Source organism: Caulobacter sp. SSI4214, assembly GCF_012184455.1.
Taxonomy (GTDB): Bacteria; Pseudomonadota; Alphaproteobacteria; order Caulobacterales; family Caulobacteraceae; genus Caulobacter; species Caulobacter vibrioides_E.
In genome coordinates this window covers 18,245-33,783 of the sequence record NZ_SZWJ01000045.1, presented here as the reverse complement: position 1 = coordinate 33,783, position 15,539 = coordinate 18,245, and the positions used below count along the sequence as shown (strand labels likewise).

General features: G+C 67.7%; 13 protein-coding genes. 8 read left to right on the top strand and 5 right to left on the bottom strand.

Features of this window, described 5'->3' with window-relative positions; translation table 11 throughout:
• Together FCU40_RS14100 and hisG are read left to right on the top strand one after the other, a co-directional pair.
• On the top strand, window positions 1-340 hold a 340-nt coding region (locus tag FCU40_RS14100), incomplete at its 5' end, for an ATP phosphoribosyltransferase regulatory subunit (protein WP_175582083.1).
• Complete coding sequence (gene hisG / locus FCU40_RS14095; RefSeq protein ID WP_168075719.1) at window positions 340-1,299, top strand: ATP phosphoribosyltransferase; 960 nt, start codon at window positions 340-342, stop codon at window positions 1,297-1,299. The genes FCU40_RS14100 and hisG, both read left to right, overlap by 1 nt.
• Window positions 1,300-1,731: 432 nt before the next feature.
• Here hisG and FCU40_RS14090 read toward each other — a convergent pair whose 3' ends face one another.
• A complete protein-coding gene (locus tag FCU40_RS14090) occupies window positions 1,732-3,003 on the bottom strand; it encodes a divalent metal cation transporter (RefSeq protein WP_168075717.1) in 1,272 nt (423 codons plus the stop codon).
• 298 nt (window positions 3,004-3,301) lie between these two features.
• Here FCU40_RS14090 and FCU40_RS14085 point away from each other — a divergent pair, with 298 nt between their 5' ends.
• The 4 genes from FCU40_RS14085 to FCU40_RS14065 are packed head-to-tail and all read left to right on the top strand — an operon-like array spanning window position 3,302 to window position 7,670.
• Window positions 3,302-5,005, top strand: coding sequence for a tyrosinase family protein (locus FCU40_RS14085; protein ID WP_168075715.1), 1,704 nt, complete (start codon window positions 3,302-3,304; stop codon window positions 5,003-5,005).
• Window positions 5,006-5,017: 12 nt separating this feature from the next.
• A complete protein-coding gene (locus tag FCU40_RS14080) occupies window positions 5,018-5,431 on the top strand; it encodes a hypothetical protein (protein WP_168075713.1) in 414 nt (137 codons plus the stop codon).
• Window positions 5,428-7,458, top strand: a complete 2,031-nt coding sequence (locus FCU40_RS23350) for an alpha/beta hydrolase-fold protein (protein WP_241693620.1) — start codon at window positions 5,428-5,430, stop codon at window positions 7,456-7,458. The genes FCU40_RS14080 and FCU40_RS23350 overlap by 4 nt, the downstream gene beginning before the upstream one ends.
• Window positions 7,458-7,670, top strand: a complete 213-nt coding sequence (locus tag FCU40_RS14065; protein WP_168075709.1) for a hypothetical protein — start codon at window positions 7,458-7,460, stop codon at window positions 7,668-7,670. Before FCU40_RS23350 ends, FCU40_RS14065 begins: the two co-directional genes overlap by 1 nt.
• Window positions 7,671-7,792: 122 nt before the next feature.
• Here the strand turns inward: FCU40_RS14065 and FCU40_RS14060 are convergent, their stop codons facing one another.
• From FCU40_RS14060 to ybaL, 4 genes are all read right to left on the bottom strand, one after another.
• On the bottom strand, window positions 7,793-9,913 hold the full coding sequence (locus FCU40_RS14060) for a M13 family metallopeptidase (RefSeq protein ID WP_004615813.1): 2,121 nt from the start codon (window positions 9,911-9,913) through the stop codon (window positions 7,793-7,795).
• A gap of 109 nt (window positions 9,914-10,022) precedes the next feature.
• Window positions 10,023-10,370 carry a response regulator gene (locus FCU40_RS14055; protein WP_268743940.1) on the bottom strand — a complete coding sequence of 116 codons (348 nt, stop codon included), beginning with the start codon at window positions 10,368-10,370 and terminating at the stop codon, window positions 10,023-10,025.
• 4 nt (window positions 10,371-10,374) lie between these two features.
• Complete coding sequence (locus tag FCU40_RS14050) at window positions 10,375-11,442, bottom strand: PAS domain S-box protein (RefSeq protein WP_168075705.1); 1,068 nt, start codon at window positions 11,440-11,442, stop codon at window positions 10,375-10,377.
• Window positions 11,443-11,636: 194 nt separating this feature from the next.
• Window positions 11,637-13,292: a YbaL family putative K(+) efflux transporter gene (gene ybaL / locus FCU40_RS14045; RefSeq protein ID WP_168075703.1), complete on the bottom strand. Its 1,656-nt coding sequence runs from the start codon at window positions 13,290-13,292 to the stop codon at window positions 11,637-11,639.
• 71 nt (window positions 13,293-13,363) lie between these two features.
• Between ybaL and FCU40_RS14040 the strand changes: the two genes are divergently transcribed.
• Both FCU40_RS14040 and FCU40_RS14035 read left to right on the top strand, forming a co-directional pair.
• Window positions 13,364-13,612, top strand: coding sequence for a helix-turn-helix transcriptional regulator (locus FCU40_RS14040; RefSeq protein ID WP_168075721.1), 249 nt, complete (start codon window positions 13,364-13,366; stop codon window positions 13,610-13,612).
• Window positions 13,613-14,081: 469 nt separating this feature from the next.
• Window positions 14,082-15,530, top strand: coding sequence for a porin (locus FCU40_RS14035; RefSeq protein ID WP_168075701.1), 1,449 nt, complete (start codon window positions 14,082-14,084; stop codon window positions 15,528-15,530).
• Window positions 15,531-15,539: the final 9 nt, after the last annotated feature.

Sequence of the window (15,539 nt, the reverse complement as noted above, 5' to 3'; positions counted from 1 at the left end):
GGAGGCGGCGCTGGACGCCATCGTCGCCCTGGCGGGTCCGGACGATGCGGGGCTGAAGGCCGCCGTCGCCCGCTGGCGGGCGCGCCTGGCGGGGATGGCCGCGCGCGGCGTTCCGCTGGAGAAGGCCACGTTGGCCGCCGCCTTCGGCCGGGCGTTCGGCTATTACGACGGGCTGCTGTTCGAGGTCCGCTCGGCGGCCCTGGGCGACGAGGCCCCGGTCGCCGCCGGCGGCCGCTATGATGGCCTGCCCGGACGCCTGGGCGTGACGACGACGACGACGACGGGCGCCGTGGGCTGCATGGTCCGCCCGGCCCGCGCCTATGCCGGGGGGCAAGCCTGATGAGCGCCAATCCGATGATCTTCGCCATCCCGTCCAAGGGGCGCCTGAAGGACCAGGTCGAGGACTGGCTGGCCGGCTGCGGCTTCAAGCTGGAAATGACCGGCGGGGCGCGCGGCTATTCGGCCGAGCTGGGCGGCCTGCCCGGCGTCTCGGTGCGCCTGCTGTCGGCCGGCGACATCGCCGCGGGCCTGGACAGCGGCGAGTTGCACCTGGGCGTCACCGGCGAGGACCTGCTGCGCGAGCGCGGCGACGACATGGACGGCCGGGTCATGCTGCTGCGGGCCCTGGGCTTCGGCCGCGCCGACCTGGTGGTGACCGCGCCCAAGAGCTGGATCGACGTCGACACCATGGCCGACATCGACGATGTCGGGCACCTGCACCTGGCCAAGACCGGCCGGCGCCTGCGGGTGGCGACCAAGTACGTCACCCAGACCCGCGCCTTCTTCGCCCGGCACGGCATCGCCGACTATCGGATCGTCGAGAGCAGCGGCGCCACCGAGGGGGCCCCGGCCGCCGGCGCCGCCGAGCTGGTCGTCGACATCACCACCACCGGCGCGACCCTGGCGGCCAACGGGCTGAAGATCCTGTCCGACGGGGTGATCCTGAAGAGCCAGGCCCAGCTGACCGCCTCGCGGGTCGCCAGCTGGTCGGCCGAGCAGCTGGAGAGTCTCAGGCGCATGTTGTCGGTGGTCGAGGCCAAGGGGCGGGCGGCCAAGCTGGCGACCCTGGCCTGGCCGGCCGAGCAGGACGCGGCGGCCCAGGCGGCCGTGGCCGGCTTCGTGGCCAAGGGCGGGTCGCGCCGGGCCAATGGCGTGCTGCTGGCGACCGGCGACCTGTTCGACGCGGCCGCCGCCCTGGCCGCCGCCGGGGTGGAACCCGTCACCGTGTCGCGCCCGGACTATGTTTTCGAGTCGCGCTCGGCGGTGCTCGACCAGTTCGTCGCCACGCTCGAACCTTAATTTTTGACGGATTGGTCAAAAATAACGCCGGATTTCGGGGGTAAATTCGACTGCTCGGTCCAAACTACGGCGCGGGCGTCAAAAATTCGTCCAACCCATTACGGATTCTGGCTTTGACGCGTTGACACCGTCACGAATTTGACGTTTCTTGACACTGCAAGGAAGAAACGGGCCCGACAGAGAGCTCCCTTCCTTCGGCGTTTCGGGGAGGAAACGCCCGCCTAGATCGAATGATCGAGAAATAGCCAGCCCGTCGCGATTATCCCCCGCGGCGGGTTTGGTGTATCTGGCCTCTCGATTTCAAATTTTGACTCTTCCGTCAAAAAGATTTCCAGGTCCGGCGAAGCCTGGCTTTCAGCGCGCGATCGTCCGGCGCGCCGGCCGCGCGAGCGCTTTGGCCCCGGCCTCGGACGGAGATGTCGCGGACCAGACCTATAACGTCAGGAACATGCCGACGGCGGCGACGGCCATGACCAGGGTCGCCAGCCAGCCGAAGACGACCTGGGCGCGGGTGGCCACGAACGGGCCCATCTCCTGTCGACGGCTGGCCACCAGCATCATCGCCGCCATGATCGGCACGGCCGTTACGCCATTGACCACGGCGCTCCAGAACAGCGCCTTGATCGGGTCCAGTCCCGAATAGTCGACCACGAGGCCCAGGACGACGGCCCCGACGATCACGGCGTAGAAGGCGGGCGCCTCGCGCGGCTTGCGCTCCAGCCCGCAGGTCCAGCCCCGCAGCTCCCCGATCGCGTAGCCGACCGAGCCGGCCAGCACCGGCACGCCCAGCAGCCCGGTGCCCACGACGCCCAGGGCGAACAGCAGGAAGGCCATCTGGCCGGCGATCGGCCGCAGGGCCAGGGCCGCCTGCTCGGACGTCTGAATGTCGGTGATCCCGTGCGTGTTCAGCGTCACCGCCGTCGTCAGGATGATGAAGAAGGCGATCAGGTTCGACACGCCCATGCCGATGAAGGTGTCCCAGCGAATCCGGTCCAACTCCTCGGCGGCGGCCTCCGGCGCGGCGATCAGCGGGGCGGCGCCCTTGGCCTCCTCTTCCTCGACCTCCTCGGAGCTCTGCCAGAAGAACAGATAGGGGCTGATGGTGGTGCCGAAGACGGCCACGACCACGACGATCCAGCCCTGGTCCGGAAGGCGCGGGAAGATCGTATGGATAGCGACCTGGCCCCAGTCGATCTTGACGCTGAAGACGACGGCGACATAGGCGAACAGCGCCAGGGTCAGCCACTTCAGCAGGCTGACATAACGATGATAAGGCACGAACACCTGCAGCAGGACCGTGATCAGCGCGAAGGCGATGGTCAGCAGGTGCTGGTTGGCGCCGGTCACCAGCCGTCCGGCGGCCCCCATCGCCGCCAGATCGGCGCCGATATTGATGGTGTTGGCGAAGAACAGCAGGCCGACCAGGGCCGTGACCAGCCAGCGCGGCAGGATCTTGCCGAGGTTGGTCGACAGGCCGTGGCCGGTGACACGGCCTATGCGGGCGCTGATCGACTGCACGGCGACCATCAGCGGATAGGTCAGGACGACGGTCCACAGCATGTTCAGGCCGAACTGGGCGCCGGCCTGCGAATAGGTGGCGATGCCGCTGGGATCGTCGTCCGCCGCCCCGGTGATCAGGCCGGGACCCAGGCGGCGTAGGCGCGGCGCCAGCGGCTTGCGCTCGGCTTCGTCGTCCAGCGCCATGCTCGTCCCCCCAACGCGTCAACCGGGGTGATAGAGCGCGTCTGGCGGCGGCGCGCAACACGCCAGATGGGACGCCAAGACCATTGAGCTTTAATCTATAAATTTAGCTGGCGTTATCTTAGCGCATAAGTAGTATATCCCGGGTGGGCGCGTCCCACACAGGAGAGGCGCGAGGACCTGAACGCCTCGCGCGCCGGGCTTCCGGCGCGGGTCCGACCCTCCGCGCGTGACCGTAAGCGTATCACCGTCTTCCGTATTGGCCCTCCAGGGGGGCTCTCGACTCAAAGGGAGGTCGCCGATGACTCGCGATTCCACGCCGGCCGAGGCCGGCTTCTCCATGCCCTCGCGCCGCGCGCTGCTGGCCGCCGGGGGCGCCGCCGCCCTGGCCGCCGCTGGGCCCGTCGCCTTGGCCGCGCCGCCCGCCAAGGCCCGCTGGCGCCGCTACAACGTCAATTCTCCGGAGGGGATGAAGGCGCTGGAGAGCTACAAGAAGGCGATCCGCAAGATGCTGGCTCTGCCGGCGACCGACCCCAACAACTGGTACCGCCGGGCGCTGATTCACACGATCGACTGCCCGCACGGCAACTGGTGGTTCGTGGTCTGGCACCGGGGCTTCGTGGGCCTGTTCGAACAGACCGTCCGCCTGCTGAGCGAGGACCCGGACTTCGCCTTCCCCTACTGGGACTGGACCGCCGACCCGAACGTGCCGGCGGCGATGTTCGACGACGTGCTGAACCCCAACAATCCGGCCTATATCCAGAGCCTGGACGCCTTCAACAGCCAGTTTGGCCCCGTGCTGGAGACGTTCTGGAAGACCCTGACCAGCCAGCAGAACCAGCAGCTGCTGATCCGCGGCCTGCGCTTCCCGGCCGACCTGCTGTTCGATATCGGACCCCAGGGCGGGCCGATGTTCTTCGCGCCGCCCAATTCGCGCGGCTCGACGCCGGCCAAGCCGGGCTTCGACAAGCCGACCAGCAACGCCGTCTCGTCGTGGATGTTGAACGAGGCCCTGTCGCCGCGCGACTTCATCGGCTTCGCCAGTCCGAAGTCCAATTATCACAGCAGCATCACCGGCTTTGGCGTGATGGAAGGCCAGCCGCACAACAAGGTGCACAACTGCGTCGGCGGCATCTGGACCAATCCGGACGGCTCGATCACCTATGGCGACGGCTTCATGCAGTCGAACCTGTCGCCGTGCGATCCGCTGTTCTTCCTGCACCACGCCAATATCGATCGGATCTGGGACGTCTGGACCCGCAAGCAGCAGGCCCTGGGCTATCCCACCCTGCCGGCCGACAACCCCAGCTATATCGATCCGCTGGGCGATCTGAAGCGTTGGCGGCGCGAGCCGTTCCTGTTCTTCGTCGACGTCAACGGCAATCCCGCGCCGCCCGCCCAGCAGGTCGCCGGAGCGTTCGAGAGCACGGCGGCGTTCGACTACGACTATCAGCCCGGCTCCGGCGAGAACGTCGTGCCCAAGACCCTCTCCGGCGCCCTGAGGCGCCCCGCGCCGGCCCAGGCGTTCGTCGGTCGCCTTCAGGCGCCGGGCTCGACCAGCCTGGGCGTGGCCGAGGTCACGCCGCCGCCGGCCCTGTTGGCCCAGGCCGCCAGGCCAGAAGGCCCCACCAGCCTGCTGGCCACCCTGACCGTCGACCTGCCGCCGTTCGAGCACGGAACCGATCTGGCCGTGGTGGTCAATACGCCGGAGGGCGAGCCGGTCACGCTCGACTCGCCGGGCTTCGTCGCCACCCTGTCGATGTTCGGCCGCCACATCGTCACGCGGCCGATCACCTTCACGGTGCCGATCTCGCGTCCCCTGGCGAGGTTGCGGGCGGCGGGAGGCGCCAAGGCCGCCGCGCCGTCGGCCTTGACCATCCGTCTGGTGCGGTTGGGGCCGTCGGGCCTGAAGGCCAATACCGGACCGCACGCCATGCATCACGCCGACACCGGCGCCACCCAGGCGACGCCGCAACTGCTGAACGTGGTCGTCCACGCCAATTAGGGGAGGAAAGCCATGCCGATCGCCGGCCAGTGGACCTATCGCAGCTATCTGAACAATCCCGAGCTGGTCGACGGCGACGCCAATAAGGCGCTGTCGCTGATCTTTGGCGAGGGCGTCTTCACACTGGAGACGCCTTCGCCCGACACCGTGGTCGGAACGCTCGACATGGGCGGCGGCTATGTCCTCGACCTCAAGGGCAAGATCACGCGCGATCCCCAAGGGCCGACCTTGGTGGAGATGAACGGCTATGGCCGCGCGGGCTCGCCGACCGACGGCTGGGAATACGACTATCACGCCTGGCCGGGCTATCTCTGGCCCAAGGCGGTCCACCAGGTCCCGTCGCTGCTGGGCACGACCATCCGCGCCAAGCCGCACAACGGCGAGCCGGGGGGCGTCACCGCCTCGTTCATCGCGGTGCGCCAATGAGCGCTTCGCCGGTGAGCGGCGCCTCGACGAGCGGGGCGGTGAAGCCCGCGCCCGCCAAGCCGTTCACGATCGGCATCGTGGTCTATCCGGGCGCGGATCTTCTCGACATCGCCGGCCCGCACGAGGTGTTCGCCTTCTTCGACGGCGCGGTGATCGGTCGGTCGATCCAGGTGGCCACGGTCGGCCAGACCAAGGCGCCGACCCGCACCGCCGGGGTGCTGAAGATCGTCCCGCAATACGACTTCACCGACTGCCCGCCGATCGACCTGCTGTTCGTGCCGGGCGGCGGCGATGGTCTGCAGGACGCGATCGGCGACCAGGCGTTGCTGGACTTCCTGGTCGCCCGCGCGGCCCACGCGTCCTACGTCACCTCGGTCTGCACCGGCGGACTGATCCTGGCCTCGGCCGGGCTGCTGGACGGTTATCTGGCGACGACCCACTGGGCCTTCGTCGAGGGGCTGTCGCGGTTTCCCAAGGTGACCATCGCCAATGGCTGCCCGCGCTGGATCAAGGACCGCGACCGCATCACCGGCGGCGGCATCTCCTCGACCATCGACGAGTCGCTGTTCATGGTCCGGACCATCGTCGCCGACCTGCTGACGGGACCCGAGGCCGGCGCCAAGGCCGATCTCGCCGCCCAGCAGGTGCAGCTGTCGCTGCAATATCATCCCGACCCGATGTTCCAGGGCGGCGATCCCTGCTCGGTTGACTTTCGGTCTATGGGCCGGTCAATGCCAGCATGGCCGGCTTTCGACGCCTGGTGGACGCGGCGATCGAAGCGCGGCTCAGGGGACGGTAAAGTGAACGGAATCGTTGGCGTTCGTAGTGGCCTGGCGAAGCTTTGGCTGGGCGTGGTTTTCGGCGCGCTCGTTTTCGGCGCCGCCCACGCGGAGGATAGGGCGAAGCCGGAGGGCGCGCCCAGGTTCCGCAACTTGCCCGCCTGTACCGCGTCGCCTGCGGTTTCGGCCTGCGAGCGGCCCCTTGCTATTGAACGCGCCGAGTCAGTGGTGGGGGCGGCGCCCGAACAGGCGCTGAATTATGCGCTACACGGCCAGACCATCGACATCACCTTCAAGGCGCCCGATCCCGATTTTGCTTTCGGCGACGCCCCTTATCTGTGCTGCGATCTGCAGACCTACCTGAAGCCCGTCGAGCCGGGCCTATGGGGCCTCTCGATCGATGTTCCGGACCTGAACGCCGCCGTCCTGGAACTTTCGGTCGCCAACTTGGCGGGCGTTCCCCGACCCCATCGCGACTTTCAAGGGCCGGACGCCACCCACCCGCTGGTGAGCAACAAGCCTGGACCGGTTGTCCCGCGGCGTCGGACGATCGACAGTCGATATCTCAAGAGCCGTCGCGACATCTACGAATACAGGGGGCGCCTGTGTCAGCGCCGTTTGTCGCGCTGCAAGATCGTCTACTTGGCCGACGGCTCCAGCTATGCGCCGTTTCTGAGCCACGTCCCGTCATCGGCCGCGCAGAAGATCCTGGACCACATGGTGATCATCGGCATCGATAATGCGGGCGATGACGATCAGTTTGGCGGCAAGCGCATGAGCGAGCTGTTGGCGGCGGCGGGCGACCATGCCGGGTTCGACGCGTTCGAACGCTTCGTGACCGAGGAAGTCATTCCGTTCGTCGAGCAAAGGCCCGTATCTCGGAAGGCGCGGTCGGTCGGCGGATGGTCGAACGGCGGCGCCTGGGCCTTGTCGATGGCGCTGGATCATGGCGAGCTGTTCTCCACAGCCCTGATGTTTTCGAACGGCGCCCTAAAGTTGCCGAGCCACCCGGTCGCGACGAAGGACTTGAAGATCAAGTTCGGCGGCGGAACGCTGGAGCGCTCCGCGAAGATCTTCGAGACGGACGCACACCGTATCGCGGAACTAGGGCCGTCCGTGGACGAGTTCTACGTTGTGGGCGGACATAGCATCTCGACCTGGAACGCGCTCTTCTGGTGGGCGATCACGCCTTCGGCTCCAAGGTCGAGTGCGGGAACTGGATCTCTCACTCGTGCGAGCGATGATTGATGCGCGATGTCGGCGTGATGACGCTGCTTTGGCTTGGCGGATTTTTCCTGGGGATGGTCTGGGCGTTTATCGCGGCGCGCAGGCTCTTCATGCGCCGCTGGAAGGTGCTGTCGCTGTCCTGGGGAGCGTTTTGCGCGTCAATGTGGATATTCTTCAGCGCCGTTTCTCTGCTTGGGCTTGGGCATAAGCTGTTCGGGTGGGTGACGCACTAAGTTGGCGGTGGCGCGCCTTGATGACATCGCCGCGACCTTCCCACGCCCGTGCATCGCGGCCAAGAAAAAGGGCCGGCGCTCGGCGGCGCCGGCCCTTGATCAAGATATAATCCGTAGACGGATTACCAGATCTTCACCCGGTCTTCCGGCGCGACGTACAGCTTGTCGCCCGGCTTGACGTCGAAGGCCGCGTACCAGCCGGGCTGGTTCCGGACCGTGCCGTTGACGCGGTAATAGGCCGGCGAGTGCGGGTCGCTGGCGATCTGCTGCTTCACCGCGTCGTCGCGCGACTTCTGGCGCCAAACCTGGGCCCAGCCCAGATAGACGCGCTGGTCGCCGGTGAAGCCGTCCAGCACCGGCGCGGGCTGGCCGTGCAGCGAGACGTGGTAGGCGTCCAGCGCGAAGCCGAGGCCCGACATGTCGCCGATGTTCTCGCCCATGGTCAGGCCGCCGTTGACGTGCACGCCGGGGAAGGGCTCGAACGCCGAATACTGGGCGCCCAGCTTGGCCTTCTGGACCTCGAACTTCTTGGCGTCCTCGGCCGTCCACCAGTCGCGCAGCACGCCGTCGCCGTCGGACTTGCGGCCCTGGTCGTCGAAGCCGTGGCCGATCTCGTGGCCGATCACGCCGCCGATGCCGCCGTAGTTGATGGCCGGGTCGGCGTCCGGATGGAAGAACGGCGCCTGCAGGATGGCGGCCGGGAACACGATCTCGTTGTTGACCGAGTTGTAGTAGGCGTTGACCGTCTGCGGGGTCATGCCCCACTCGGTCTTGTCGACCGGGCCGTTCAGGCGGGCGACGTCGCGGCGGTACTCGAAGGCGCTGGCGCGCTGGGCGTTGCCATAGGCGTCGTCGTCCTTGATCACCAGCTTGGAATAGTCGCGCCACTTGTCGGGATAGCCGATCTTGACGGTGAACTTGGCGAGCTTCTCCTGGGCCTTGGCCTTGGTCTCCGGGCCCATCCAGTCCGACGAGTCGATGCGGGCCTTCAGCACCGTGCGGATGTCGCCGACCAGCGAGATCATCTTGGCCTTGGACGACGCCGGGAAGTACGCGGCGACATAGTCCTTGCCGACGGCCTCGCCCAGCATGGCGTTGACCGCGCCGACGCCGCGCTTCCAGCGGGCGCGCTGCTCGGGCTGGCCCGACAGGGTCTTGTTGCGGAACGCGAAGCTGGCGTCGGCGAAGCGCTTGGACAGCAACGGCGCGGCGCCGTCCGCCACCTTGAAGGCTTCCCAGGCCTTCAGGGTCTCCAGCGGGGTCTCGGCGTAGATCTTGGCGTACTTCGGGAAGCTGGTGTTGGTCGTGACGATGAAGCGGTCGACCTTGGGCAGCTCGGTCCCGACCAGATACTTGTTCCAGTCATAGCCGGGCGTCAGGGCCTGCAGCTCGGCCAGGGTGGCGGGGTTGTAGGTCTTGTCGCGGTCGCGGCGCTCGACGCGGGTCCAGCTGGCCTCGGCCAGCTTGGTCTCGAAGTCGACGATGGCCTTGGCGTTCTCGGCGGGCTTTTCCCAGCCGGCCAGGGTCAGCATCTGCTCGACATAGGCGAGATAGGCGGCCTTCTTGTCGGCGAACTTGGCGTCCAGATAGTAGTCGCGGTCGGGCAGGCTGAGGCCGCCGGTCGAGGCGTGGACGGCGTAGGCCTTGGGATTCTTGGCGTCGACGCCGATGCCCAGGCCGATGATCGCCGCGTAGGGCGTGGTCGAGGACCGGCCCATCAGGGCGGTGAACTGGTCCTTGGTCGCGACCTTCTTGATCCCGGCCAGCCAGGGCTGGATCGGCTGGGCGTCCAGCTTCTCGATCGCGGCCTCGTTCATGAAGGCGCGGTAGGCGGCGCCGATCTTGGCGCGCTCGCCGGTCGCGGCCTTGTCGGCGGCGGCGGCCTCGATGATCGCCTTGGTGCGGGCTTCGGAAAGCTCGGCCAGCTTGTCGAAATTGCCGTAGCGGACGCGGTCGGCCGGGATCACCGTCTTGGCGTCCCAGGCGCCGTTGGCGAACTTGTAGAAGTCGTCGCCCGGCTTGACCGAGGTGTCCATGCCCGAGAGGTCGAAGCCCCAGGTTCCGTAGCGCGGCGATTCCAGCGACGCGGCGTCGCCGGCCGGCGCGCCCTCGATCGGAGCCGGCAGCAACGACTGCATCACGCAGGCGTCGTCGAGGCAGACATGCTGTTCGTGGGCCAGCGCCCCGAAAGCCGACAGGGACAAGGCGGCCGTGGCGGCCGCGCCGAACCAAACTCTTTTCATGAAAAATCGCATCCGTAGGTGTGAGCCTGCGGCAATCTGCAACGGCGCGAAAAAATCGTTCCCTTAAAAAAAGTTCATCTTGCGCGTTTCGGCGGCGGCGCGGCGCGCTCTACCCATTGCCGATGCGGTCGATGACCCGGGCGAGCTGTCGGGGGTCGATGGGCTTGGACACGATCGGCGCGTCGCGAAGGTCGGGCCGAACGCCCTGATCGCCATAGCCAGTGACGAAGGCGAACGCCACGCCGCGCTCGCGCAGGATCTCGGCCGTGCGGAACGAGGTCTCGCCGTCGCCCAGGTTCACGTCCAGCAGGGCCAGATCGAAGCTCTCGCGCTCGGCGAGCCTGACCGCCTCGCTCGCCGAGGCCGCGGGGCCGACGACCTCGCAGCCCAGGTCGCTCAGCAGGTCCTCGACCAGCATGGCCACGAACAGCTCGTCCTCGACGACCAGCACGCGCAGCGGTTCAGGCCGCGCCGCGGATGAAACGGTTCGACTGCCCGGTCCGGGCGAGCTCGGCGTCGATCTCGCAGACGACGCCGCCTGGCCGATAGTCGAGCCGGACATTCCCGCCGAGTTCGCGCGCCAGACCGCCGGTGATGAGGCGCGTTCCAAAGCCCTGTCGAGTCGGACGGGAGACCACTGGCCCATTGATTTCTTCCCACGTCATGTTCAGCCGCTCTTGGGCGTCGGCCGTTGCCACGCGTTTCCAAACGAGCCGCACGTGCCCGTCCGCGTTGGACAGGGCGCCGTACTTGGCGGCGTTGGTCATCAGTTCGTGCAGCGCCATCGACAGCGCCAGGGCCGCCTTGGGCGCCAGGCGCACCGGCGGGCCCTCGATGGAGAAGCGCTCGACCTCGCCGTGGCTGGCCACGACGGCGGCCACGATATCGGCCAGCTCGGCGCCGTCCCAGCTTTCCCGGGTCAGGATGTCGTGGCCGCGCGACAGGGCCAGCAGCCGGGTCGTCAGCGACTCCCGCGCGTCGCCCAGGTCGGCGGCGTTGCGCAGGGTCTGCCCGGCGACGGACTGCACGGTGGCCAGGGTGTTCTTGACCCGATGGTTCAACTCGTTGACCAGCAGCCGCTGCAGCTCCTCGGCGCGCCGCCGCTCGGTGATGTCGCGCATGACGCCGGTGAAGAAGCGCTTGTCGCGGTCGCGCCACTCGGCGATCGACAGCTCCAGCGGGAAGGTCGAGCCGTCGGCGCGAAGGCCGTTGACCTCGCGGCCGATGCCGATGATCCGCCGCTCGCCGGTGTCCCGGTAGCGCGCCAGATAGCCGTCATGCTCGCCGTGATAGGGCTCCGGCATCAGCATATTGACGTTGTGGCCGATCATCTCGACGGCCGTGTAGCCGAACAGGCGCTCGGCGGCCGGGTTGAACGCCTCGATCCGTCCGCGTTCGTCGATCACCACGATCGCGTCGACGGCGGTGTCGACGATGGCCCGGTAACGCGCGTCTCCGGCGGCGGACTTGCCGGCCTGTCGCTCCCGAGAAGAGCGCGCTTCGCGGGTCGGTTTGGGCGTTCCACCCATCGGCGGCTCCGAGGCTTCGAGCGTCGACCTTATCGCCTGAATCGTCAGCTGGCCAAGTCCTTAAGTTCGAAGGGATTTTGGCCACAATGTCGCACGTCGCCGCCAGGCAAACCCAGGTCTTGGCGCTCGGGTTTCGCGGCGGTTCCAGGCTGTTCCCAGGAGCAGGCGGGCGCGGTTGCTCGTCGAGCGATACTCTAGTGATGTTGCGGCGCGGGTTTCGTCTTGCGCGGCGCCCTCGCCAACATGCCGCGCGCGATCTCGTCCTCGCCGATCAGGGCCTCGGTGGCGCCGACGGCCTTCAACAGGGCGACGTCGGCGTCGGTATAGGCGCGGGCGACGATCCGCGCGCGGGGGTTGGCGACGAGGGCCTGTTCGATGATCCGGGCGGCCTCGAACGGATTGGGCACGGCGATGAAAAGGTGGGTGGCCTTGGAGAGCCCGGCCTTCAGCAGCACCTCGGGACGCACGGCGTTGCCGCCGACCGTCTCGAAGCCGGCGGCGCGCAGGTCCTCGGCTCGCTCGGCGTCGTCCTCGATCACCACCAGGGGCGTGACGGCCTTCAGGCCCTCGGCGACCCGCTTGCCGACCCGGCCATAGCCGACCAGCACCGCGTGCGGCCGGGCGGCGGCGGCGATCGCGGCCTCGCCCGAACCTTCCTTGGCCATCAGCTTGGGAAGGAGCCGGTCCAGCATCGCGAACAGCAGCGGATTGACCAGGATCGACAGGATGGCGCCGGCCAGGATCAGGTCGCGGCCATGCGCCGGCAGCAGCTTCAGCGACACGCCCAACCCGGCCAGGATGAACGAGAACTCGCCGATCTGGGCCAGGCTGACCGAGATGGTCAGCGCCGTGCTCATCGGCCGGCGGAAGGCCAGGACGATGATCAGCGCCGCCAGCGACTTGCCGACCACGACGATCGCCAGGGCGGCCAGCACCGCCAGCGGCTCGCGCAGCAGCACGGTCGGGTCGAACAGCATCCCGATCGAGACGAAGAACAGCACCGCGAACGCGTCGCGCAGCGGCAGCGTCTCGTTGGCGGCCTGCTGGGACAGTTCGCTTTCGGCCATGATCATCCCGGCGAAGAAGGCACCCAGGGCGAACGACACGCCGAACAGCGTGGCCGAGCCGAAGGCGACGCCGAGCGCGATGGCCAGCACCGACAGGCGGAACAGCTCGCGCGAGCCGGTATGGGCGATGCGATGCAGGACCCAGGGGATCACCCGCCGCCCGACGATCAGCATCAGCGCGACGAAGGCGGCGACCTTGCCGATGGTCAGGGCGAAGGCGGTCAGCACGCCGCCGCCGCCCGACTCGGGCGCGACGCCGCCCATCACGCCGGACAGGGCCGGCAGCAGCACGAGCGCCAGCACCATGACGAGGTCCTCGACGATCAACCAGCCCACCGCGATCTTGCCGCGCGACGTCTCGATCAGGCGTCGCTCCTGCAGGGCGCGCAGCAGCACCACGGTCGAGGCCACCGACAGGGCCAGGCCGAACACCACGCCGGCGCCGATGCTCCAGCCCAGGGCGACCGAGAGGCCCAGGCCCATAACCGTCGCCGCCGCGATCTGGGCGAGGGCGCCGGGAATGGCGATGGTCTTCACCGCCATAAGGTCCTTCAGCGAGAAGTGAAGACCGACGCCGAACATCAGCAGGATCACGCCGATCTCGGCCAGCTGCGGCGCCAGTTCCTGATCGGCGACATAGCCAGGCGTGAAAGGCCCGACCAGCACGCCCGCCAGCAGATAGCCGACCAGGACCGGCAGCTTCAGCCGGTTGGCGATGGCGCCGAAAACGAAGGCCAGACCCAGGCCCGCGACGATGGTGGCGATCAGCGAGGTATGGTGCAAAGGCGCTCCTTGACGGTCATTCTTTTCGGGCGTACTCAACCAATATGGGCGACACCGCCCCGGTTCGCCAGATGCCCCACGCGAAAATCCTTCTTCCGGCGCAGTGCCGCGCCGCCCGCGCCCTGATCAACTGGTCGCAGGGCGAGCTCGCCGACCGGGCGGGCGTGTCGCGCAGCACGGTCAAGGACTTCGAGACCGAGCGCCACGCCCTGCACCACAGCACCGAGCGCCTGCTGATCGAGGCGATCGAGGCCGCCGGCGTGCGACTCATCGCCGCCGACGAGGCGGGCGCGGGCGTTCGCCTGGCCCGACCGCGATAAGATTCGCGGCCTGTGTGGAAGCGTCCAAGCCGGATAAGGATCCCGGATATTCGGCGGTTCGCTTCGCGCTTGAAGGGTTGCCCGTTCACGCGGAGCCCGCGCGTTTCCAGCGCGCTCGCCCGCGCGCCAAATTCGAATACTCATGATCGGCCAAGGCGGCGCGCGAGCCGCGCGGCCCGATGGGGTCGATCTTATCTCATTGTGAAATAAAGGTATTCTAAACCATGGGGCGCGTTCGGCGCGTCCTTCGGCGCCGGTGTGGCCGTTCGCGCCATCGCTTGCTCGAGCCTGGCGCGGTCGTCATGAATAATAGTTTCAAATGAAATTAGGACATTTTGTCGCAGAAAGCGCGTGGTTAACTACAAAATTAACCGACAGCCCGAATAGGATGGCGTGAAAATTATCCAATATTCAGGGCTCTCCAAACATCGTGCGAAAATTACTTTCTATAACCGTGTTATCGGTTTCGATGTGCGCGGGCGCCGCCGCGGCGGCGGAGCCGTCGCCCGCCCCCGCCGTGACGCTGGACGACCTGAGGTCTCAGATCCAGCTGATGCAGGAGCGCCTGCGGTCCCTGGAGGCCCAGGCCAACGCCCTGGCCCAGGCTCAAGGGGCGCCCCAGGGTTCGGTCACGGCCGCGGCCGCCGCGCCGGCTAAGACCGCCGTCGCCGCCAAGCCGGCCGATCCGGGCGCGGCCACCCAGATCAAGTGGGAAGGCTCGCCGCGCTTCACCGACGCCAGCGGCCTGACGTTCAAGCCGCGCGGACGCCTGCTGATCGACGCGGTCGACGTCGGCGTCGATCGGGACAACGCGCCGACCTACAAGTCCCGGCAATATCGCGCCCGACAGCTCTTCCTGGGCGCCGAGGGCATGATCGGCCCGTTCGCCTATCGCCTCGAGGGCGGGGCGGCCAACGGTTCGGCCTGGTCCTGGGACGACGCGGTCATCGAGTACAAGACGCGCGACGGCCTGCTGCTGACGGTCGGCAACCAGAAGGTCGGCGGTCTGGAGAACCTGACCTCGATCAAGACCATCACCTTCATGGAGCGCGGGCCGTTCGGCGATCTGACCGACAGCGGCTTCGTGCTGGCCGCGCAGGTCACAAAGCTGGGGCGGAACTGGTCGTTGCGAGGCGCGCTGCAGGGCGACTCGATCAACAAGGCCGACGTGACGACCGGGGGCTATGACGCCAACAACACCCGCGAACGGTCGGGCTTCATGGCGCGCGCCACCTGGGCGCCCGTCATGACGCCCAGCGACACCGTCCACCTGGGCGCCTCGGTCCGCTATCGCGACGCCGGCGGCGAGACCGGCTTCACCTATTCGGCGGCGGCCAACACGGCCTATCGGCCCCAGAACGCCGCCGGCGGCGTGTATCTCTCGACGGGCGCGGTGGGCAAGAGCGACACCACCTGGTCTGGCGAAGCCGCTTGGGCCCATCGCAACGTCTCGCTGCAGGGCGAGCTGGCCCAGATCCGGGTCGACCGGGTGTCGACGGCGCTCAGCGCCGCCAATGGCGGCGACAACTTCAATGTCGTGACCGGCTATGTGTTCGCCAGCTGGTTTCCGACCGGGGAGGTCCGCCCCTACAGCGCCGCCGGACAGTTCGGGAAGATCAAGGTGCTGCGCCCGATCGATAAGGGCGGTCCGGGCGCCTATGAGCTGGCCCTGCGCTACGACTATGCCGACCTGAGCAAGATGAGCGCCAACACCGTCGTCGCCTCGACCGCCCAGCCCGGCCTGGCGACGGCCGGGACTTACGAAGGCGTGACCGCGGGGGCGAACTGGTACCCGTACAACAACGTCCGTCTGATGACGAACGTGACCAAGGCCAAGATCAACAACCGTCGCGTCGGCGCGGTCGAGAACGACGCCGACGTCACAGTCGTCCAGGCCCGGATGCAGATCGAATTCTAAGCTTGAGCG